Source organism: Acidovorax sp. AC410 (genome assembly GCF_979253235.1).
This window is the reverse complement of the sequence record NZ_CEEDCG010000001.1, coordinates 6,570,053-6,590,463: the sequence shown is the minus strand read 5'-3', so window position 1 is coordinate 6,590,463 and position 20,411 is coordinate 6,570,053. Positions and strand designations below refer to the sequence as shown.

16 protein-coding genes and 2 riboswitches are annotated in these 20,411 nt (G+C 66.3%); of the genes, 9 read left to right on the top strand and 7 right to left on the bottom strand.

Annotation, left to right across the window (positions count from 1 at the left end; translation table 11 throughout):
• Positions 1–23 precede the first annotated feature (23 nt).
• From AC0IZS_RS30615 to AC0IZS_RS30585, 7 genes are all read right to left on the bottom strand, one after another.
• On the bottom strand, positions 24–434 hold the full coding sequence (locus AC0IZS_RS30615) for an FKBP-type peptidyl-prolyl cis-trans isomerase (RefSeq protein ID WP_145697227.1): 411 nt from the start codon (positions 432–434) through the stop codon (positions 24–26).
• Between the two features lie 699 nt (positions 435–1,133).
• A complete protein-coding gene (gcvP, locus tag AC0IZS_RS30610; protein WP_471639107.1) occupies positions 1,134–4,022 on the bottom strand; it encodes an aminomethyl-transferring glycine dehydrogenase in 2,889 nt (962 codons plus the stop codon).
• Between the two features lie 144 nt (positions 4,023–4,166).
• Positions 4,167–4,541 carry a glycine cleavage system protein GcvH gene (gene gcvH, locus AC0IZS_RS30605; RefSeq protein ID WP_471639106.1) on the bottom strand — a complete coding sequence of 125 codons (375 nt, stop codon included), beginning with the start codon at positions 4,539–4,541 and terminating at the stop codon, positions 4,167–4,169.
• A gap of 74 nt (positions 4,542–4,615) precedes the next feature.
• On the bottom strand, positions 4,616–5,752 hold the full coding sequence (gene gcvT / locus AC0IZS_RS30600) for a glycine cleavage system aminomethyltransferase GcvT (RefSeq protein ID WP_471639105.1): 1,137 nt from the start codon (positions 5,750–5,752) through the stop codon (positions 4,616–4,618).
• 50 nt (positions 5,753–5,802) lie between these two features.
• Positions 5,803–5,929, bottom strand: a riboswitch (glycine riboswitch).
• Between the two features lie 21 nt (positions 5,930–5,950).
• A riboswitch (glycine riboswitch) is annotated at positions 5,951–6,034 on the bottom strand.
• Positions 6,035–6,048: 14 nt separating this feature from the next.
• A complete protein-coding gene (locus tag AC0IZS_RS30595; protein WP_471639104.1) occupies positions 6,049–7,326 on the bottom strand; it encodes a TRAP transporter large permease in 1,278 nt (425 codons plus the stop codon).
• Entirely contained in the window at positions 7,323–7,817 is a 495-nt protein-coding gene (locus AC0IZS_RS30590) for a TRAP transporter small permease (RefSeq protein ID WP_471639103.1), read from the bottom strand. Before AC0IZS_RS30590 ends, AC0IZS_RS30595 begins: the two co-directional genes overlap by 4 nt.
• A 105-nt stretch (positions 7,818–7,922) precedes the next feature.
• Complete coding sequence (locus tag AC0IZS_RS30585; RefSeq protein ID WP_471639102.1) at positions 7,923–8,894, bottom strand: TRAP transporter substrate-binding protein; 972 nt, start codon at positions 8,892–8,894, stop codon at positions 7,923–7,925.
• Positions 8,895–9,330: 436 nt separating this feature from the next.
• Between AC0IZS_RS30585 and AC0IZS_RS30580 the strand changes: the two genes are divergently transcribed.
• The 9 genes from AC0IZS_RS30580 (at position 9,331) to AC0IZS_RS30540 (ending at position 20,308) form a co-directional block, all read left to right on the top strand.
• Positions 9,331–9,789, top strand: a complete 459-nt coding sequence (locus tag AC0IZS_RS30580; RefSeq protein ID WP_007860247.1) for an Lrp/AsnC family transcriptional regulator — start codon at positions 9,331–9,333, stop codon at positions 9,787–9,789.
• An 89-nt stretch (positions 9,790–9,878) separates the two neighbouring features.
• A complete protein-coding gene (locus AC0IZS_RS30575) occupies positions 9,879–10,787 on the top strand; it encodes a LysR family transcriptional regulator (RefSeq protein ID WP_057269790.1) in 909 nt (302 codons plus the stop codon).
• 463 nt (positions 10,788–11,250) lie between these two features.
• Complete coding sequence (locus AC0IZS_RS30570) at positions 11,251–12,075, top strand: putative hydro-lyase (RefSeq protein WP_471639101.1); 825 nt, start codon at positions 11,251–11,253, stop codon at positions 12,073–12,075.
• 15 nt (positions 12,076–12,090) lie between these two features.
• The gene (locus AC0IZS_RS30565; protein WP_471639100.1) at positions 12,091–13,059 is read left to right on the top strand and encodes a TRAP transporter substrate-binding protein; all 969 of its coding nucleotides are present in this window, start codon (positions 12,091–12,093) and stop codon (positions 13,057–13,059) included.
• A gap of 82 nt (positions 13,060–13,141) precedes the next feature.
• Positions 13,142–13,675, top strand: coding sequence for a TRAP transporter small permease subunit (locus tag AC0IZS_RS30560; RefSeq protein WP_471639606.1), 534 nt, complete (start codon positions 13,142–13,144; stop codon positions 13,673–13,675).
• 11 nt (positions 13,676–13,686) lie between these two features.
• Positions 13,687–14,997, top strand: coding sequence for a TRAP transporter large permease (locus AC0IZS_RS30555; protein ID WP_471639099.1), 1,311 nt, complete (start codon positions 13,687–13,689; stop codon positions 14,995–14,997).
• 69 nt (positions 14,998–15,066) lie between these two features.
• Positions 15,067–16,032: a TRAP transporter substrate-binding protein gene (locus AC0IZS_RS30550; RefSeq protein WP_471639098.1), complete on the top strand. Its 966-nt coding sequence runs from the start codon at positions 15,067–15,069 to the stop codon at positions 16,030–16,032.
• Positions 16,033–16,187: 155 nt separating this feature from the next.
• Positions 16,188–16,613, top strand: a complete 426-nt coding sequence (locus AC0IZS_RS30545) for a hypothetical protein (RefSeq protein WP_471639097.1) — start codon at positions 16,188–16,190, stop codon at positions 16,611–16,613.
• Positions 16,614–16,651: 38 nt separating this feature from the next.
• Positions 16,652–20,308 (top strand): hydantoinase B/oxoprolinase family protein, encoded by a 3,657-nt coding sequence (locus AC0IZS_RS30540; RefSeq protein ID WP_471639096.1) that lies wholly within the window; start codon positions 16,652–16,654, stop codon positions 20,306–20,308.
• The last annotated feature ends 103 nt before the right edge of the window (positions 20,309–20,411 follow it).

Genomic DNA, 20,411 nt, shown 5'->3' with positions numbered 1-20,411 from the left:
GCGGGGGCCTGTGCGCCGGGAACTTACTTGCCGACGGAAATCAGTTCGATCTCGAAGTTCAGCGTGGCGTTGGGCGGGATCACCCCGCCGGCACCGTTGGCGCCGTAGGCAATGGCGGGTGGGCAGGTCAGCTTGGCCTTGCCGCCGGGCTTCATGCGCTGAACGCCTTCGGTCCAGCAGGGGATCACGCGGTTCAGGGGGAACGACGTAGGCTCGCCGCGCTTGTAGGAGCTGTCGAACTCCTTGCCATCGAGGAAGGTGCCCTTGTAGTGCACCTTGACGGTGTCGGTGGCCTTGGGCGATTCGCCGGTGCCGTCCTTGAGCGATTCATACACCAGGCCGCTGGCGGTGGTGACGGGCTTGGCGGCTTGCTGGGCCAGGGCGGCGGGGGCGATCACGAGGCTGGCGAGCAGCAGGCACAGGGTATTGCGCAAGGGGTTCTCCTGAATATTTTGGACAGGCGCGATCTTAGTCGTGTTCTTGTGGGTGTCCGCTCTCTGTTGTTTCGGTGGTTGCTGCTGTTTCTTTGCCGAGGGCGGAGGCCGGGATGTGCGCCCGGCGGCGCAGTAACTTTCTCTTGGCCGCCAAGAGAAAGTCACCAAAGAGAAGGCGGCCCCCAGTCTGCGTCCCCCATCGCCCGCCGGGCGATGGGGGCAGCCTGCGATGCTCGGATCTGGGGTGGTGCCGCAGAACTCGCTGCGTTCTTCGAACTCCGCTCAAACAGCTGCGGCAAGCCAGATCACGAAGCGTGTGTGTCCTTCGGCACACACGCCCACCCCAGCCCCTGCGCTTCTCGGCGCAGCCAGCAGGGGTGGGGAGCGGGGTCAAATACGGCTGCTGCTGCGCAGCTACGCCGGGTGTCGGGTCGCGCTGCGCGCTGCCGACGGCTGGGGCGCAGCCGCCCTGTCCAGGCCAAGCGCAGCGAGGCAGTTGGGGCCGAGCGAAGCAATGGCCCGAGTGGAGCCCGCTCCCACCCCCTTCTGACACGGGCAGCGGGGTCGCCTTCCTTTGGGGTACGCTTCTTTGGCGACGCAAAGAAAGGTACCTCGGCCGCCGGGCCGAGACCCGGCCTCCGCCGTCAGCAAAAGAACGGAAGCAACCATAGCCCCCGCCGCACAAAGCGATTCAGCAGCTCAAGCGTAGTCGCTGACCGGGATGCAACTGCAAGACAGATTGCGATCCCCCCACACATTGTCCACCCGCCCCACAGGCGACCAGTATTTGGCACTGCGCAGAGCCGCCACAGGATAGGCCGCCGTCTCACGCGAGTACGGATGTGTCCACTCGCCGGTGAGCAGGCTCTCCGCCGTGTGCGGCGCGTTCTTGAGGGGGTTGTTGTCCTGCGGCCAGGCGGCGGCTTCGATCTGGCGGATCTCTTCGCGGATGGCGATCATCGCGTCGATGAAGCGGTCGATCTCGAACAGCGTCTCGCTCTCGGTGGGCTCGACCATCAGCGTGTTGGGCACCGGGAAGCTCAGCGTGGGCGCGTGAAAGCCGTAGTCGATAAGGCGCTTGGCGACGTCCTCGGCCATCACGCCGCTGGTGTCCTTCAACTGGCGCAGGTCCAGGATGCACTCGTGCGCCACATGGCCGTTGGCGCTCGCGTACAGCGTGGGGTAGTGGTCCTTGAGGCGCGCGCTGATGTAGTTGGCCGAGAGGATGGCAGTCTCGGTCGCGGCCTGCAGGCCTTCGGCGCCCATCATGCGGCAGTACATCCAGCTGATGGGCAGCACGGCGGCATTGCCCAGGGGGGCTGCCGAGACGGCGCCCACGCCACCGGGCACGCCAGCCGTGGCATGGCCGGGCAGGTAGGGCACGAGGTCGGCCACCACGCACACGGGGCCCACGCCGGGGCCGCCACCGCCGTGGGGAATGCAGAAGGTCTTGTGCAGGTTCAGGTGGCTCACGTCGCCGCCGAACTCGCCGGGGGCAGCCACGCCCACCAGGGCGTTCATGTTGGCACCGTCCACGTAGACCCGGCCGCCGTGCTGGTGTACCAGGGCGCACAGCTCCTTGACCTGGGTCTCGAACACGCCGTGCGTGCTCGGGTAGGTGATCATCACGGCGGCCAGGTTGTCGCTGTGCTGCTCGCACTTGGCCTGCAGGTCCGCCATGTCCACGTTGCCGTTGGCATCGCAGGCGGTCACCACCACCTGCATGCCCACCATCTGCGCGCTGGCGGGGTTGGTGCCGTGCGCGCTGCTGGGGATCAGGCAGATGTTGCGGTGGCCATGGCCCTGGGCCTCATGGTAGGCCTTGATGGCCAGCAGGCCCGCGTACTCGCCCTGCGAGCCGGCATTGGGCTGCAGGCTGATGCCGGCGTAGCCCGTGGCCTGGCACAGCCAGGCGCGCAGTTGCTCGTCGAGCTCGCGGTAGCCTTCGAGCTGATTGGCGGGGGCAAAGGGGTGTACCTGGGCGAACTCGGGCCAGGTGATGGGGATCATCTCGCTCGTGGCATTGAGCTTCATGGTGCAGCTGCCCAGCGGGATCATGCTGCGGTCCAGCGCCAGGTCCTTGTCGGACAGCTGGCGGATGTAGCGCAGCATGCCGGTCTCACTGTGGTGGGTGTTGAACACCGGGTGCGTGAGGTAGCTGCTGGTACGGCGCAGCTCGGTGGGGATCAGTGGCTCCACGCCCTTCTCGAACGCATCGAAGGTGGGCAGGGCCTGGCCGTCCTTGGCGAAGACCTTCCACAGCAGGGCGATGTCGGCACGGGTGGTGGTCTCGTCGAGCGAGATGCACAGGTAGTGCTCGAAGTACACGCGCAGGTTGGCACCCAGTTGCACGGCGCGCGCTGCGATGGCCGCAGTGGCGCCATCGGTCTTGAGTGTCAGGGTGTCGAACGTGGCCTGCGGGCGCACGGGGGCGCCCAGTTGCTCCAGGCCCTTGGCCAGGATGGCGGTGTAGCTGGCCACGCGCTGGGCAATGCGCTTCAAGCCCTCGGGCCCGTGGTACACGGCGTACATGCTGGCCACCACGGCCGGCAGCACCTGGGCCGTGCAGATGTTGGAGGTGGCCTTTTCGCGGCGGATGTGCTGCTCGCGCGTCTGCAGCGCCAGGCGGTAGGCGGGCTTGCCATGGGTGTCCACGCTCACCCCGACCAGGCGGCCGGGCAGGGAGCGCTTGAATTCGTCGCGGCAGGCCATGTAGGCGGCGTGCGGGCCGCCCGCGCCCATGGGCATGCCAAAGCGCTGGGTGGTGCCGACCACGATGTCGGCGCCCCATTCGCCGGGCGGGGTGATGAGGGTCAGCGCCAGCAGGTCGGCCGCGGCGATGAAGGCGGCCTGCTTGCCATGGGCTTTTTCGACGTCGGCGCGCAGGTCGTCGATGCGGCCGCTGGTGGCGGGGTACTGGGCCAGCACGGCGAAGTATTCGCCGTCGAGCGCCGCATGCCACTCGGGTGCGGAGTTCGCCAGCACCACCTCGATGTTGAGCGGTTTGGCACGGGTCTGGATGACCTCGATGGTCTGCGGGTGCGCGTCACCGGCGACGATGAAGCGGTTGCTCTTGCTCTTGACCGAGCGCTTGGCCAAGGTCATGGCCTCGGCCGCGGCCGTGGCCTCGTCGAGCATGGAAGCGTTGGCGATGGGCATGCCGGTCAGGTCGCAGACCATGGTCTGGAAGTTGACCAGGGCCTCCATGCGGCCCTGCGAGATCTCGGCCTGGTAGGGCGTGTAGGCCGTGTACCAGGCCGGGTTCTCGAGCACGTTGCGCAGGATCACGCCCGGCGTGTGCGTGCCGTAGTAGCCCTGGCCGATGAAACTGCGCAGCACCTGGTTCTTGCCTGCCATGGCCTTGAGCTCTGCCAGGGCCGCCGCTTCCGTCACGGGCAGCGGCAGGTCCATGGCCGTGCTGCGTGCAATCGAGCGCGGCACGATGCTTTCGATGAGGGCACGGCGCGAGGCCTCGCCGATCACCGACAGCATGTGTGCTTCGTCGGCCGCATCGATGCCGATATGGCGGGGCAGGAATTCGGTGGCGTTTTCGAGCGCGCCGAGCGGCAGGGCGGATTGCATCAACATGGGGCAGGTCTCAGGCTTCGTCAGAGGAGGGCAGGGCGGCAAGCGAATTGGGATTCGGCCGGATAACTAGGCGGGGAGACGCAGACAGTGCTGTGGCACGGCAAGGCGACCCAACGACGTTAGCCGGGCGAAGCCCAATTCGCGTCAGGCGTTCTTGGCGAACTCGGTGTAGTCGGTTTCGCTCAAGAGTGCGTCCAGTTGGCCGGCATCGCTGAGCTTGACCTTGAAGAACCAGCCGGTGTTCAGGGGATCGGAATTGGCCAGCGAGGGGTCGGCGCGCAGGGCTTCGTTGACCTCGACGATCTCGCCCGAGACGGGCATGTACACGTCGGCGGCGGCCTTCACGGACTCGACCACGCCGGCCACTTCGCCCTGGGCAAAGCTCTTGCCGACTTCGGGCAGGTCCACGAACACCACGTCACCCAGGGCGTCCTGGGCGTGCACGGTGATGCCCACGACGGCGGAGTTGGCGTCGGCGGCGTTGATCCATTCGTGGTCTTTGGAGAATTTGACGGTCATGGGGAAAGCTCCTGTGGCTTTGAAAAAATGAAGGAATCAGCAATGTAGCGGGCCGGGCCCGCAGCGGTGTGAAATCAGCCGCGGAAATAGTTGGCGGGGGTGAACGGCATGGCGCGCACCTCCATGGGAACGGCCTTGCCGCGCACGATGGCGTGCACGCGGGTGCCGATGGCGGCAAACGCAGGCGTGACATAGCCCATGGCCACGGGTTCGTTGACCGTGGGCCCGAGCAGGCCGCTGGTGACTTCGCCGATCTTCTGGCCATCGGTGCTCTGCAATTCGGTGTGCTCGCGCACGGGCACGCGCTCCAGCGCCACCAGGCCCACGCGCTTGCGCGCCAGGCTGGCGGGGTTGTCGATCTGCGCCAGCACCTTGTCGGCACCGGGAAAGCCGCCTGCGCGCGCACCACCGGTGCGCCGCACCTTCTGGATCGCCCAGTTCAGCGCCGCCTCGGGTGGGGTGGTGGTGGTGTCGATGTCGTTGCCGTACAGGCACAGGCCGGCTTCCAGGCGCAGCGAGTTGCGTGCGCCCAGGCCGATGGGCTTCACCTCGGGCTGGGCCAGCAGGGCGCGGGCCAGCGTGTCGGCCTGGGCCGCGGGCACCGAGATCTCGAAACCGTCCTCGCCCGTGTAGCCGCTGCGCGTCACGAAGCAGTCGCACCCGGCGATGGCGTAGCTGCCACCGGTCATGAACACCAGTTTTTCGATGCCCGGGGCCAGGCGCGCCAGGGCGGTCACGGCCTGCGGGCCCTGCAGTGCCAGCAAGGCATGGTCGGGCATGGGCACCACCTCGCAGCGCTGGCCGATGCGCGCCTGGATATGCGCGATGTCTTCCACCTTGCAGGCGCCGTTGACGATCACGAACAGCGTGTCGTTGCCCTGGTTGAAGAACATCAGGTCGTCGATGATGGTGCCCTCGTCGGTGAGGAGCAGGCCGTAGCGCTGCTTGCCCACGGGCAGGTCGACCACGTCCACGGGCACCAGGGTCTCGAAGGCAGCGGCGGCATCCGGGCCGATGAGTTGGAGCTGGCCCATGTGCGACACGTCGAACAGACCTGCTGCGGTGCGGGTGTGTACATGCTCGGCCATCAGGCCGGCGGGGTACTGCACGGGCATGGAATAGCCCGCGAACGGCACCATGCGGGCGCCCAGCTCCAGGTGCAGGGCGTTCAGGGGCGTGGTGAGCAGGGGGGCGGTGGCAGGGGCAGACATGGGGCGGACTCCGGGCAAATGAAAGCCGCAACCCATTCATGGATTGCGGGATTTGCCCTGCTGTCCGCTTTACCTGAGAGATTCACCGCACCGCCCTGGCTGGCGGCTGCGGCTTGCTCCTTCGGTGGGTGGCCTGCGCGCTGTGCTGCGCGGCCACCTCTCTCCAGCAAGGGAACGCCTGCATCCCTGCAGGCGGTTGCCAGTCCTTTTGCCTGAGCGTTCGGGGTGTCCCTGCGCCTTCGGCGGCCCCCTCACCATTGCTGGGGAAGGCTCTCTCCTGACCCGGCGGATTCTACCTACTTTGAATACACCAGATCGCGCAAGGTGAGCGAAATGCCCGGAATGTAGGTGATGAACATCAGGCACACCAGGATCACGCAGACGAAGGGCAGCAGGTGCTTGATGATCCGGTCCAGCGAGATGCGCGCCACCGTGCAGGCTGCGAACAGGTTCACGCCGAAGGGCGGCGTGATCATGCCCAGCGCGAGGTTCACCACCATGATCAGCCCGAAATGCACGGGGTCCACGCCGAAGTGCATGGCCACGGGCGCGAGAATGGGGGCCAGCACGATGATGGCGGCACTGGTCTCGATGAACATGCCGATCACGAACAGGGCCGCATTCACACCCAGCAGGAACAGGGTGGGCGATTGCAGCACCGACTCCAGCCAGCGGCCGATCGCGTCGGGCACGCCCGCGCGGGTGATCAGGAAGGCGAACAGCCCCGCGTTGGCGATGATGAACATGATCACCGCCGAGGAGATCGCCGACTTGCGCAGGATGGCGAACAGGTCCTTGATGCGGATCTCGCGGTAGATCACCACGCCCACGATCAGCGCGTAGAACACCGCCACAGCCGAGGCCTCGGTCGGGGTGAACACGCCGCCGTAGATGCCGCCCAGGATGATCACCGGCATCAGCAGCGCCCAGCCGGCCTGCAGTGTGGCTTTGCCGAAAGACATGCGGCCTTCGCCATCGTTCTTGCCCCAGCCCTTCCACTTGCAGTAGGCCCAGACGAAGAGCATCAGCGCGAAGCTGATCAGCAGCCCGGGGCCGAAGCCGGCGATGAACAGCTCGCCGATGGATACCTCGGCGCTCACGCCGTAGAGGATCATCGGGATGGAGGGCGGAATGATCACGCCCAGCTCCGCGCTGGTGGCCTGCAGCGCCGCGGCATAGCTCGTGGGGTAGCCATGCTTGATGAGGGCCGGGATCAGGATGGCGCCAATGGCGAAGGTGGTGGCCACCGACGAGCCAGACACCGCCGCGAAGATCATGCAGGTGAGCACGCAGGTCATGGGCAGGCCGCCCTGCACGCCACCCACGATGCTCTTGGCGAACTCGACCAGGCGGCGCGAGATGCCGCCGGTTTCCATCAGGTTGCCCGCCAGGATGAAGAAGGGGATGGCCGCCAGCGGAAACTTGTTGATCGAGCCGAACATCTCCTTGACGGAGATGAGCATGTTGGCATTGGAGGCCTGGATGCCCAGGATGGACGCCAGGCCGATGGAAACCGCTACCGAAATGGTCAGTGCAAAGCACAGCACCATCGTTGAAATCATGACCAGGCTCATTGGGCGGTCTCCAGTTCCATGCGCAGGGGATCGATCAGGTTGCCGATGATGCCGACCACGCAGAACAGGCCACCGACAGGCATGGCCAGGTAGGCCCAGAACATCGATACCGACTCCAGGCCGGCCATGCTCTGCACGCCGCCGCGCACGGAATAGTCCCAACCCCACCAGATGATCACTCCGATCAGCGCCAGCGCGGCGAGGGACACCACCCAGTCGAGCACGCGCCGCATCCTGGGCGGGCTCCACCGGTACAGCACGTCCACACTCACCATCGCCCCCTGGCGAAAGGCGGCGGGGATGGCGAGGAACACCATCCAGATCAGGCTGAAGCGGATCAGCACCTCGGTCCATTCGGCGGGCTGCTCCAGCACGAACCGAGTGATGATCTGGAACATGCCTAGCGCCGAAGCCAGCGCCAGCATGGCGCACGCGGCCAGCATGGCGATGGAGGTCGTCCAGCGCTCAAAGGTCAGGAAAGCATTTTTCATGGGGCAGGGCCAGCCACGGCAAGAGAAAGGATCAAAGGAAAAAACCAAACCCCCGCAGCGACGTTGCTACGGGGTGTTTGGTTCTGCACTGCGGAGCGCGGCGGTTTACTTCACGTCGCGGATCTTGTCGAGCGCGGCCTTGCCGAACTGCTTTTCGAACTCGGCGTTCACCGGCGCCAGGGTGGCGACGAACTTGGCCTTGTCCACGTTGTCGATCACCGTCATGCCCTTGGCGCGCAGGTCGGCCACGCCCTTGGCATCGTCTTCGTCGACGCGGGCGCGGTTGGCCTTGGTGCCTTCCTTGGCCGCGTCGAGGAAGGCCTGCTTGTCAGCGGCCGACAGCTTGTCGAACGAGGCCTTGTTCATCACGAAGATGCAGGGCGAGTAGACGTGGCCCGTGAGCGTCAGGTGCTTTTGCACCTGGTCGAACTTGGCCGAGATGATCACGGGCAGGGGGTTCTCCTGCCCGTCCACGGTACCTTGCTGCAAGGCCGTGAAGACTTCGGGGAAGGCCATGGGCGTGGTGATGATGCCAAAGCCCTTGTAGGCGGCGATGTGCACGGGGTTCTCCATGGTGCGCATCTTCAGGCCCTTGAGGTCGCCGGGCTCCTTCACGTCGCGCTTGCTGTTGGTCATGTGGCGGAAACCATTCTCCGCCCAGGCCAGGGCCTTGAAGCCCTTGGCGTCGAACTTGGTCAGCATCTCCTGGCCAATGGGGCCGTCGAGCACGGCGCGGGCGTGGGCCTTGTCGCGGAACAGGAAGGGCACGTCCAGGATCTTGGTGTCTGGCACGAAGTTCGGGATGGGGCCGGTGGAGCTGAAGGCCAGCTCCTGTGTGCCCAATTGCACCGCCTCGATCGATTCGCGCTCGCCGCCCAGGGCACCGTTGTAGAAGGTCTGCACCTTGTAGCGGCCGCCGGTGCGCTTTTCGACTTCCTTGGCAAACGTGTCGATGGCCACGCCCTGGTGGGAGTTCTGCGCCGTGGAAATGCTGATGCGCATGGTGGTCTGCGCGGCAGCGGTGGCCACAAAGCCGAGCGCGAGGCTCAGGCCGACGACGAGTCTGGTCAATTGCATGGTGTCTCCTGTTGATTCTTGGGCTGGCTGCCGGGGAGTTGTGTCCCCTCGCAAGCAATGGAGCATCCGCTCCACGCCTGCGCCAAATTATGGCGGCGCAACATGCCCTGGGCATCGGGGTTTGTGCTGGTAAGCGTGCATATGAATGCCCTGCGAGCGCACGGGGGTCGCAAGGGCGATAGAAGGGCGTGGATGCACTCGGATCATGAGATCGGGAGGAGGGGTGGAGGCCATGCTGCTCCGCTGCGGTTTGCCAAGTGCCCCGGTCTGGCGGTAACCAGTCCGGGGCCCTGTCAGTTTGTGCGCTCCGGTAAGAGCGCCTTGATGTCCAAAGTATGCGCTGCAGAGCGCAGCAGTTCTTTCCATTTTTCACTCGATATCCATGAATTGCAGAATAATTTGCTGCAAATTTGGAAATTCATGAATAATTGGGGCCATGGATCGCCTCGACAGAAAAATTCTCGCTGTGCTGCAGGGTGACGCGCGCGCCAGCCTGCAGGAAATCGGCCAGGCCGTGGGCCTGAGTCCCTCGCCCTGCTGGGGCCGCATCAAGAAGATGGAGGAGGCCGGTGTCATCCAGGGCTACACCGTGCGGCTCAATCCGCAGGCCCTTGGCCTGTCCGACACGGTGCTGGTGCAGGTCACGCTCGACAGCCACTCGGACAACACGCTCGAGAAGTTCGGCGAGACGCTGGCCAGCATCCCCGAGGTGATCGAGGCGCACCTGGTCTCGGGCGACTACGACTACCTGCTGCGCGTGGTGGTCAAGGACACGCGCGACTACGAGCGCCTGCTGCGCGAGAAGCTCTACAAGATCAAGGGCATACGCCATAGCCGTTCGAGCTTTGTGCTGCGCACGCTCAAGAAGGCCGACCTGCCGTTGTTCGCAGAATAGGGCAGGCCGCTTGCGCCACTGGCACGTTCGGTGCTCCGCAGCTCCCTGGCAGGCGCACAATCCTGGCGCCGCCGCCCCACGGAAAAACCATGAACCTGCGTTTCGTCGAAGCCTTCTACTGGGTTGCTTCCCTGCGCAGCGTGACGCGCGCGGCCGAGAAGCTGTTCCTCACCCAGTCGGCCATGTCCAGCCGCGTGGCGGCGCTGGAGGAAGAGCTGGGCGTGCTGCTGCTTGACCGCAGCGACAAGCGCTTCAAGCTCACGGTGGCGGGCACGCGCTTTCTCACCTACGCCAAGCGCATGCTCGAACTGCAGCGCCAGCTCAAGGCCGAGATGGGGTCGGGTGGGCCCATGGAGGTCTCGATCCGCCTGGGTGCCATCGAATCGGTGCTGCACTCCTGGCTCATTCCGTGGATCGAACAGCTGCGCAAGGACAACCCGCTGCTGGAGCTTGAACTCACGGTGGAGACGACGCCCGTGCTGCTCGACCAGATCCGCCGCGGCGCGCTGGACACGGTGTTCGCCGCGCTGCCCGCGTCGGCCGAGGGCATACGCACCCAGGCGCTCACGCCGATGGAAATGGTCTTCGTGGGCAACAGCACCCTGCACCGCAAGCGGCGCTATGCGCTGGCGGATTTCGCCGAGACGGACATCCTGACCTTCCAGCGTGGCTCGCAGCCGCACGTGACCCTGCTCGATGTGCTGCGCCAGGCCCAGGTGGAGCCACGCTGCGTGCACACCATCTCCTCCATCTCGGCCATGGTGCAACTGGTGCAGGGCGGCTTTGGCGTGGCCACGCTGCCGCGCCAGGCCGTGCAGCGGCTGCTGGCCTTTCCTGACCTGCGTCCGCTGGCCTGCGAGGCAGAGCTGCGCCCGCTGCCCATCCACCTGAGCTACCGCGAAGATCCCTCTTCGCCGGCCGTGGAAGGGGTGGTGCGTTCCGCCCTGGCCTTCGTCGAACTGCAGGCCGAGCGCACCAAGGGCCGCGCCAAAAGCTGAAATCTGGCTGACAAGGCACACCGGGCGCTGCGTCGGCGCAGACCGGTTCGGCTGTCGCGCAGCAGGCTGCCTTCCGTTTTTCGGCAGAACGCATGCCCTGGACGGCACTCTTCTCCCGGCCATGCCTGTTGTTGGTGCAGTCCGGCGGCCGCATGGATGCCCGTGCCTGTGCCATTCAAGCAGGAGAGCGCGCCCGTCTGCCCCCGGGCTGCTCCCTTCCACCACCGCCGTGGAGCGCTGTTTTGGGCCAGATCCACGCATGCCCGCAAGGACCCCGCGGCGCGTCCTTCGACTCCCTAGGGTTTCCACTTAGCACCAACTTGGGTGAAGTGTGCTCCAGCGTAGTGCATCGAAAAAATCGATGAGGTAAGAGAAATTTTTTGAATTTGCCAGGGGCAATGCACCGCCAACACAATCCACCCATCGCCACGCATCCGGCATTTCGCAACGCAAGGAACCCACGGTGGACTCCACACACAACAACACCCCCCAAGTCTTTGGTTCCGCAGGAAGCAGCAACGCCGCGCACGTGCGCAGCGTGATCCGCCAGGGCCTGTGGACCTCGCACACCAGCGGCCTGGCCGACGGCCATGTGCAGGGCAACCTGGTCATCCTGCCCGAAGTGCAGGCCGGCGACTTCCTGCGCTTTTGCCAGCGCAACCCCAAGCCCTGCCCGGTGCTGGCGGTGAGCGAGCCCGGCCAGTTCTCCTTGCCTTCGCTGGGCCAGGGCATCGACATCCGCAGCGACGTGCCGCTGTACCGCGTCTGGCGCCATGGCGAGATGGCCGAGGAGGTGACGGACATTGCTGCGTTCTGGCGCCCCGACCTCGTGACCTTCATCCTCGGCTGCTCGTTCTCGTTCGAGTCGGCGCTGATCGAAGCCGGCATCCGCCTGCGCCATGTCGACGAAGGCAAGAACGTGGCCATGTTCCGCACCAGCCTGCAGACCGAGCCGGCCGGCCCCTTCGGCGGTGCCATGGTGGTGACCATGCGGCCCATGCCGGCGGCCGACGTGATCCGCGCCGTGCAGGTGACCTCGCGCTTTCCCAATGTGCACGGCGCGCCCGTGCACATCGGCGACCCGTCGCTCATCGGCATCGCCGACATCACCAAGCCCGACTACGGCGATGCCGTGGCGCTGATGCCGGGCGAGATCCCCGTCTTCTGGGCCTGCGGTGTCACGCCCCAGTCCGCCATCCTGCACGCCCAGCCGGCGTTCTGCATCACCCACGCCCCGGGCTGCATGCTGATCTCCGACCTTCTCAACCACCAACTCGCCAGTTTCTAAACCAGGAGCCTCCCCATGAAAACCATCGCTTTCAGTATGTGTGCCCTCGCGTTCGCCGGCATCGCCCAGGCCCAGGCCAAGTGGGACCTGCCCTCGGGCTACGCCGCCAACACCTTTCAGGTGCAGAACCTGCAGCAGTTCGCACAGGACGTGGACAAGGCCACGGGCGGCAAGCTCAAGATCACCGTACACCCCAATGCCTCGCTGTTCAAGGCCAACGAGATCAAGCGCACCGTGCAGTCGGGCCAGGTGCCGGCGGGCGAGTTCATCCTTTCCGGCGCGGCCAATGAATCGGCGGCCTACGGCCTCGATTCCATCCCCTTCCTGGCGACCAGCTACGCCGACGCCAAGCGCCTGGACCAGGTCTCGCGCCCCATGCTGAACAAGACCCTGGCCACGCAAGGCATGAAGCTGCTGTACACCGTGGCCTGGCCCGCACAAAGCCTGTATTCCACCAAGCCCGTCACGGCGCTCAAGGACTTGAAGAGCACTAAGATGCGTGCCTTCAACCCCGTCACCTCGGGCATCGCCGTGGCCGTGGGCGCCCAGCCCGTGACCATCCAGCTGGCCGAGCTGCCCGCCGCACTCACCACCGGCACCGTGGACAACTTCCTCACCTCCAGCGCCAGCGGCGTGGAGAGCAAGCTCTACGAGAGCGTGAAGTACTTCTACGCCGTCTCGGCCTTCCTGCCGCGCAATGCCGTGGTGGTGAACCAGAAGACCTTCGATGCGCTGGACAAGCCCACGCAGGACGCGGTTCTCGCACAGGCCGCCGTTGCCGAGCGCCGCGGCTGGGCCCTGAGCGAGCAGAAGGACCAGGAGTACCTCAAGGAACTGGCCGCCAAGGGCATGCAGGTGGACACCGTGGCGGCAGGTCTCAAGGCCGAATTCAAGCCGATCGGCGAGCGCATGACGGCCGACTGGATCAAGGTTGCCGGCGACGAAGGCAAGGCCGTGATCGAAGCCTTCAACACCAGGAAGTGATGGGGCCACCATGTCTTCCCTGACCCAGACTTCCCCGGCCCCTGCCGGTGTGCAGGCGGGGGTGGCCGTGTCGCCACACCTGCTGCGGCGGGTGCTCGACGCCAGCTACGACATTGCCGGCACCGTCGGTGCCTGGTGCATCGCCGGCATCTGCTTGCTGATGGTGGTGCAGTCCCTGGGGCGCCAGTTCGGCTTTCCCACCGGTGCCATCAATGACGTGGTGGCCTGGCTCTGCGCTGCCGCCGCGTTCCTGACCATGGCCCACGCCTTCAAGCATGGCGACTTCGTGCGGGTGACGCTGGTGCTGGAGAAGCTTTCTCCCGCATCGCGCCGCGTGTTCGAGATGGTCTGCCTCACGGTGGCCGTGTTCGCCATCGGCTACCTCACCTGGTGGGCCTGCGCCTTCACCTACGAGAGCTGGAAATTCAACGAAGTGGCGCAGGGCCTGTGGGCGGTGCCGGTCTGGATCCCCCAGCTGAGCTTTGCCATCGGCTCCATCCTGTTCCTCGTGGCGGTGGTTGACGAATGGTGGATCGTGGCGCGCGGCGGGGTCCCCACCTTCGTGCGCCTGGTGGAAGAGCGCCACGCCAAGGGCGACTTCTCTTCGGACCTCTAAGGAGCATGACCATGGACATTCTTTCCATCGGCGCCTTCCTGCTGGTGATCATGCTGCTCATGCTCTCCGGCGGTGTCTGGATCGCCATGACGCTGGCCATCTGCGGCTGGATCGGGCAGGCCTTCTTCACCAACAGCCATGCCGGGCTGAACCTCTTCTCCGCCTTCTGGGAGAGCAATGCGAGCTGGGAGCTAGCGGCCCTGCCGCTGTTCATCTGGATGGGCGAGATCCTGTTCCGTACCCGGCTCAGCGAGGACATGTTCAGCGGCCTGGCGCCCTGGCTCAGCAAGGTGCCCGGGCGGCTGTTCCACACCACCATCCTGGGCTGCGGCATCTTCGGCTCGGTCTCGGGCTCCTCGGCGGCCACCTGTGCCACCATCGCCAAGGTCTCGCTGCCGGCGCTCAAGAAGCGCGGCTACGACGAGAACATCGCCATCGGCTCGCTGGCCACGGCCGGCACCCTGGGCATCCTGATACCGCCGTCCATCACCATGGTGGTGTACGCCGTGGCGGCCGATGCCTCCATCATCCGCATCTTCCTGGCGGGCTTTCTGCCCGGGCTGCTGCTGATGCTGCTGTTCTCGGGCTACATCGCCTGGTGGTCGGTGCGCAACAAGGAGCGCATGCCACCGGACGAGCCCGAGTTGAGCTTCCGCGAGAAGCTGCACCTGTCGCGCAACCTGATTCCCTGCGCACTGCTCATCGTGTTCATCTGCTGGTCCCTGGTGGCCGGCTGGGCCACGGCGACGGAATGCGCGGCCTATGGCGTGGTGGGGGCCCTGGCCCTGGCCGCATGGTGCAAGGCGCTGACCTGGCAGAACTTCAAGGAAGGCCTGGCCGGCTCGGCCCGCACCAGCTGCATGATCATGTTCATCCTGGCGGGCGCTGCCTTCCTGACCAAGACCATGGCCTTCACCGGCATCCCGCGCGAGCTGGCCACCTGGGTCGACTCCATGCACCTGTCGCCCTATGCGCTGATCGCCTGCCTGGTGGGGGTGTACCTGGTGCTCGGCACGGCGCTCGACGGCATCAGCATGATCGTGCTGACCGCCGCCGTGGTGATGCCCATGATCGAGAAGGCCGGCTTCGACCTGATCTGGTTCGGCATCTTCGTGATCCTGCTGGTCGAGATCGCCGAGGTCACGCCCCCCGTGGGCTTCAACCTCTTCGTGCTGCAGAACATGACAGGCAAGGACAGCAACCTCATCGCCAAGGCGGCCATCCCGTTCTTCTTCTGCCTGGTGGTGTGCATCGGCCTGATCACGGTCTTCCCGCAGATCGTCACCATCGTCCCTGACCTCGTCATGGGCGCGTCCAAGTAGGCCCCGCGCCTGCCACTGTGTCTGCCGGCGCTGCTGCACCGGCCTCCCGTCCCCCTTCAGGAGCTTGCCATGAAAGCCATGGTCTGGTTGGCCGCGCTCGCCGCGGTCCCGATGGTGCATGCCCAGGCACAGTGGAAGCTGGCCACCGGCTACCGCGCCGAGTCGTTCCACACGCGCAATGTGGTGCAGTTTGCGCAGGACGTGGAACGTGCCTCCTCGGGCGCCCTGCGCATCGAGGTGCACGCCAACAACGCCCTGTTCAAGCTCGGCGACATTCCGCAGGCAGTGCAGGAGGGCAAGGCCCAGGCGGGCGAGACCATCATGACCAGCCTGGTGAAGGGCATGCCGATCGCCGGTGCCGACGCGATTCCCTTCGTGGTGCGCAGCTACGCGGACGCAAGGCGCATGTGGGACCTGCAGCGCCCGCTGATCGAAGGGCACTTCGCACGCAAGGGGCTCAAGGCCCTGTATGCCGTGCCCTGGCCGCCACAGGGGCTGTTCTCGATTGCGCCCGTGCGCTCGTCGGCCGATTTCAAGGGCACGCGCATGCGCACCTACAACCCGGCCACCGTGCGCATTGCCGAGATGCTGGGCGCCACCACGGTGGATGTGCCCATGGTCGAGGTCAACAAGGCCCTGTCCGCGGGCCAGCTCGACTCCATGATCACCTCGGCCCTCACCGGGGTGGAGAACCAGGTCTGGGGCCAGATCCGGCATTACTACGGCATCAACGCCTGGTTCCCCAAGAACATCGTGTTCGTGAACCTGCAGGCCTTCGAGGCGCTGCCGCCGGCGGTGCGCCAGGCGGTGACGAAGGCCGCTGGCGAGGCCGAGGCGCGCGGCTGGGCCATGAGCCAGGCCGTGGCCGACGAGTCGGTGGGCGAGCTGCAGCGCAAGGGCATCAAGGTGGACCGCGCCTCCGCCGAGCTCGACACCGAACTCAAGCGCCTGGGTGAGCGCTTCTCGCGCGAGTGGGTGCGCTCCGTGGGGGGCGAGGCCAACCAGATCTTCATCCCGTACTACACGCAGCGCTGAGCTTTCCCAACCCCATTCCAGGAGAAGCACCATGCACACCCCCACCGACACCATCGAGATGTACCTGCGCGCCAAGGACGGCAACCGCCCACACCTGATCGCCCAGGCCTTTGCCGGCGGCGCGCTGCTGCAGATGGAGATGCGCCAGGGCGGGGATGGTCTTCCCGCCCTCGGCCCAGGGGCGCGAGGCGATTGCCGAGACCCTGGTGCGCAATTTCAACCGCAGCTTCGAGAACGTCTACACCTTCTGCCTGGCCGATCCGCCAGCGCCCGACAGCACGGACTTCCATTGCAACTGGCTGGTGGCCATGACCGAGAAGGACAGCCGCGCCGTGCGCGTGGGCTGCGGCCAGTACCACTGGCGCTTTGCGCCCGGCAACCGGCTGGCGCAGGAACTGCGCATCGTGATCGAGGCCATGCAGACCCTGCCGCCGGCCGACATCCTGCCCGTGATGGCCTGGGCCACGGCGCTCGGCGGGCCCTGGTGCCCACTGGACCAGGCCCTGGCCACCGTACCCCCCATTCCCGTCCTGCGCCAGTTGATGCAGCGCCTGGCCCCGGCCAGCGCAGCGCTGGCCTGACGCGGCGTTCACCCCATTTCTTTCCCATCGGTACCACCATGACCCAAAACACACCCCAAGTACAGATTCCCCGCTGGCAGTTCTGGATCGACCGGGGCGGCACCTTCACCGACATCGTGGGCAAGCGCCCCGACGGCACGCTGGTCACGCACAAGCTGTTGTCCGAGAACCCCGAGCAGTACAAGGATGCGGCCGTGGCCGGCATCCGCCACCTGCTGGGCCTGGCAGCTGGCGATGCCGTGACGCCCGCCCTGGTCGAATGCGTGAAGATGGGCACCACGGTGGCCACCAATGCGCTGCTGGAGCGCAAGGGCGAGCCCACGTTGCTGGTCACCACGCGCGGTTTCCGTGATGCGCTGCGCATCGCCTACCAGAACCGCCCGCGCCTGTTCGACCGCCACATCGTGCTGCCCGAGCTGCTCTACACCGAAGTGATCGAGGCCCGCGAGCGCATGGGCGCGCATGGCAGTGTGCTGCAACAGCTCGATGAAGCCACCTTGCGCGGCGACCTGCTGGCGGCCTGGGGACGCGGCCTGCGCAGTGTGGCCATCGTCTTCATGCACGGCTACCGCTACACGGAGCACGAGCAGGCGGCCCAGCGCATCGCGAAGGAAGTGGGCTTCACGCAGATCAGCACCTCGCACGAGACCAGCCCCATGATGAAGTTCGTGAGCCGGGGCGATACCACGGTGGTGGACGCCTACCTCTCGCCCATCCTGCGCCGCTATGTGGAGCAGGTGGCCGGCGAGATGCCCGGGGTCAAGCTGTTCTTCATGCAGTCCTCGGGTGGGCTGACGGATGCCAACACCTTCCAGGGCAAGGACGCCATCCTGTCCGGCCCGGCGGGTGGCATCGTGGGCATGGCGCGCACGGCCGGCCTGGCGGGACAGGAGCGCGTCATCGGCTTCGACATGGGGGGGACCTCCACCGACGTGAGCCATTACGCCGGTGCGTTCGAGCGCGAGTTCGAGACCCGCGTGGCCGGCGTGCGCATGCGCGCCCCGATGATGAGCATCCACACCGTGGCCGCTGGCGGCGGCTCGGTGCTGAGCTACGACGGCGCGCGCTTTCGCGTCGGCCCCGAAAGCGCGGGCGCCAACCCCGGCCCGGTGAGCTACCGCCGCGGCGGCCCCCTGGCCGTGACCGATGCCAACGTGATGGTCGGCAAGGTGCAGCCGAGCTACTTCCCCAGCGTGTTCGGCCCGGCGGCCAACGAGACGCTGGATGCGCAGGCGGTGCATGCGCGCTTTGCGGAACTGGCGTTGCAGACGAAGCGCCAGCCCGAGGAGGTGGCCGAGGGCTTCATCCAGATCGCCGTGCAGCAGATGGCCAATGCCATCAAGAAGATCTCGGTGGCGCGCGGCTACGACGTGACGCGCTACACCCTGCAGTGCTTTGGCGGCGCTGGCGGCCAGCATGCCTGCCTGGTGGCCGATGCCCTGGGCATGACGCGCGTGTTCGTGCACCCGCTAGCGGGCGTGCTCAGCGCCTACGGCATGGGCCTTGCCGACCAGACCGTGATCCGCGAGCAGGCGGTGGAGCTGCCGCTGGCCGAGGCCTCGCTGCCCCTGATAGCCGAGCGCCTGGACGCGCTGGGCGCAGCTGCCCAGGCCGAGCTGGAACGCCAGCAGGTCAGCCAGCACCCGGTGCAGGTGCGCTACAACGTGCACGTTCGCTACGAGGGCACCGACTCGGCCCTGGTCGTGCCGTTCGGCGACATGGCGGCCGTGCAGGCGGCCTTCGAGGCCGCGTACCGCCAGCGCTTTGCCTTCCTGATGGTGGGCAAGTCGCTCGTCGTGGAGGCCGTGTCGGTCGAGGCCGTGATCGCCGGCGACGCCCCGGACGAACCGCGCCTGCCCCTGCACGCAGAGCGCCTGCATCCGCGGCGCGAGACGGTGCGCATGTACTCGGGCAGCCAGTGGCACGATGCCGCGCTGGTGGTACGCGAAGACCTGCAGCCCGGCGACGTGATCCCCGGCCCGGCCATCATCGCCGAGAAGAACACCACCACCGTGGTCGAGCCCGGCTGGTTGGCCCGCTTGACCGAGCTCGACCACCTGGTGCTCGACCGGGTGACCGCGCGCACGGTGCAGTACGCCGCAGGCACCACGGTGGACCCGGTGCTGCTGGAGGTTTTCAACAACCTGTTCATGAACATCGCCGAGCAGATGGGCCTGCAGTTGCAGAACACGGCCTACTCGGTGAACATCAAGGAGCGCCTGGACTTCAGCTGCGCGCTGTTCGACACGGCGGGCAATCTGATCGCCAACGCGCCGCACATGCCCGTGCACCTGGGCTCCATGGGCGAGAGCATCAAGACCGTGATCCGCGAGAACACGGGCAGCATGCAGCCGGGCGATGTGTACATGCTCAACGATCCGTACCACGGCGGCACCCACCTGCCGGACGTCACTGTCATCACGCCGGTGTACGTGGCCGGCGGCAAGGAGCCCACCTTCTATGTCGGCTCGCGCGGCCACCATGCCGACATCGGTGGCACCACGCCGGGGTCGATGCCCCCGTTCTCCACGCGCATCGAGGAAGAGGGTGTGCAGATCAACAACGTGAAGCTGGTGGCGCAGGGCGTCTTGCAGGAAGAATCTGTTCGCCACCTGCTGGCCACCGGTGGCGGCACCACGCCCTACCCGAGTCGCAACCCGCACCAGAACCTGGCCGACCTGCGCGCGCAGATCGCCGCCAACGAAAAGGGCGTTCAGGAACTCTCCAAGATGGTGGAGCAGTTCGGCCTTGATGTCGTGCAGGCCTACATGCGCCACGTGCAGGACAACGCCGAGGAATCGGTGCGCCGCGTGATCACGCACCTCAAGGACGGCCAGTTCACACTGCCGCTGGACAATGGCGCGCAGATCAGCGTCTCGGTCCAGGTCAACGTGGCCGAGCGCAGCGCGGTGATCGACTTTGCCGGCACCAGTGCGCAGCAGATCAACAACTTCAATGCCCCGCGCGCGGTGTGCATGGCGGCCGTGCTCTACGTCTTTCGCACCCTGGTGGACGACGACATCCCGCTCAACGCCGGGTGCTTGAAGCCGCTGCAGGTCATCATTCCCCAGGGCTCCATGCTCAATCCCAATCCGCCGGCTTCGGTGGTGGCGGGTAATGTGGAGACCTCCACCTGCATCACGAATGCGCTGTTCGGTGCGCTCGGTGTCATGGCGGGCAGCCAGCCGACGATGAACAACTTCACCTTCGGCAATGCGCAGTACCAGTACTACGAGACCATCGCGGGCGGCAGTGGTGCGGGCGCGGTGCTCGATGGGGAGGGCCGGGTGGTGCGTGGCTTCGAAGGCACGAGCGTGGTGCAGACGCACATGACCAACTCGCGCCTCACCGACCCCGAGATCCTGGAGTTCCGCTTCCCCGTGGTGCTTGACAGCTATGAGATCCGAGCGGGATCGGGCGGCCGGGGCCGCTGGAGCGGAGGCAACGGTGGCGTGCGCCGCGTGCGCTTCCTGGAGCAGATGACGGCGAGCATCCTGTCCAACGGGCGCGTGAAGCCGGCCTTCGGCATGGCCGGCGGGCAGGCCGGGCTTACCGGGCTCAACCGGGTGCTGCGCGCCAATGGCCAGGTCGAAGACCTGGCACACATCGGTGCGGCGCTCATGGAGCCGGGCGACGTGTTCGAGATTTCCACGCCGGGCGGCGGCGGGTTCGGCGAGTGCGTGACCGCAGACTGACGCTGCCTGACACCTGTGTTGCGGCCCCTGCGTTGTGGCACAGGGCTTGCAATGCAAGGGCATGCCGCCCCGTCGCGTGATGGGGCGGATGACACGCAACACC

Excerpts from the sequence above, each read along its gene's own strand:
- gcvH (WP_471639106.1), bottom strand. The coding sequence starts at position 4,541 with ATGACCGTCAAATTCTCCAAAGACCACGAATGGATCAACGCCGCCGAC.
- AC0IZS_RS30575 (WP_057269790.1), top strand. The coding sequence starts at position 9,879 with ATGAACCTGCGTTTCGTCGAAGCCTTCTACTGGGTTGCTTCCCTGCGC.
- gcvT (WP_471639105.1), bottom strand. The coding sequence starts at position 5,752 with ATGTCTGCCCCTGCCACCGCCCCCCTGCTCACCACGCCCCTGAACGCC.
- AC0IZS_RS30590 (WP_471639103.1), bottom strand. The coding sequence starts at position 7,817 with ATGAAAAATGCTTTCCTGACCTTTGAGCGCTGGACGACCTCCATCGCC.
- AC0IZS_RS30585 (WP_471639102.1), bottom strand. The coding sequence starts at position 8,894 with ATGCAATTGACCAGACTCGTCGTCGGCCTGAGCCTCGCGCTCGGCTTT.
- AC0IZS_RS30545 (WP_471639097.1), top strand. The coding sequence starts at position 16,188 with ATGGTCTTCCCGCCCTCGGCCCAGGGGCGCGAGGCGATTGCCGAGACC.
- gcvP (WP_471639107.1), bottom strand. The coding sequence starts at position 4,022 with ATGTTGATGCAATCCGCCCTGCCGCTCGGCGCGCTCGAAAACGCCACC.
- AC0IZS_RS30555 (WP_471639099.1), top strand. The coding sequence starts at position 13,687 with ATGGACATTCTTTCCATCGGCGCCTTCCTGCTGGTGATCATGCTGCTC.
- AC0IZS_RS30565 (WP_471639100.1), top strand. The coding sequence starts at position 12,091 with ATGAAAACCATCGCTTTCAGTATGTGTGCCCTCGCGTTCGCCGGCATC.
- AC0IZS_RS30595 (WP_471639104.1), bottom strand. The coding sequence starts at position 7,326 with ATGAGCCTGGTCATGATTTCAACGATGGTGCTGTGCTTTGCACTGACC.
- AC0IZS_RS30550 (WP_471639098.1), top strand. The coding sequence starts at position 15,067 with ATGAAAGCCATGGTCTGGTTGGCCGCGCTCGCCGCGGTCCCGATGGTG.
- AC0IZS_RS30580 (WP_007860247.1), top strand. The coding sequence starts at position 9,331 with ATGGATCGCCTCGACAGAAAAATTCTCGCTGTGCTGCAGGGTGACGCG.
- AC0IZS_RS30540 (WP_471639096.1), top strand. The coding sequence starts at position 16,652 with ATGACCCAAAACACACCCCAAGTACAGATTCCCCGCTGGCAGTTCTGG.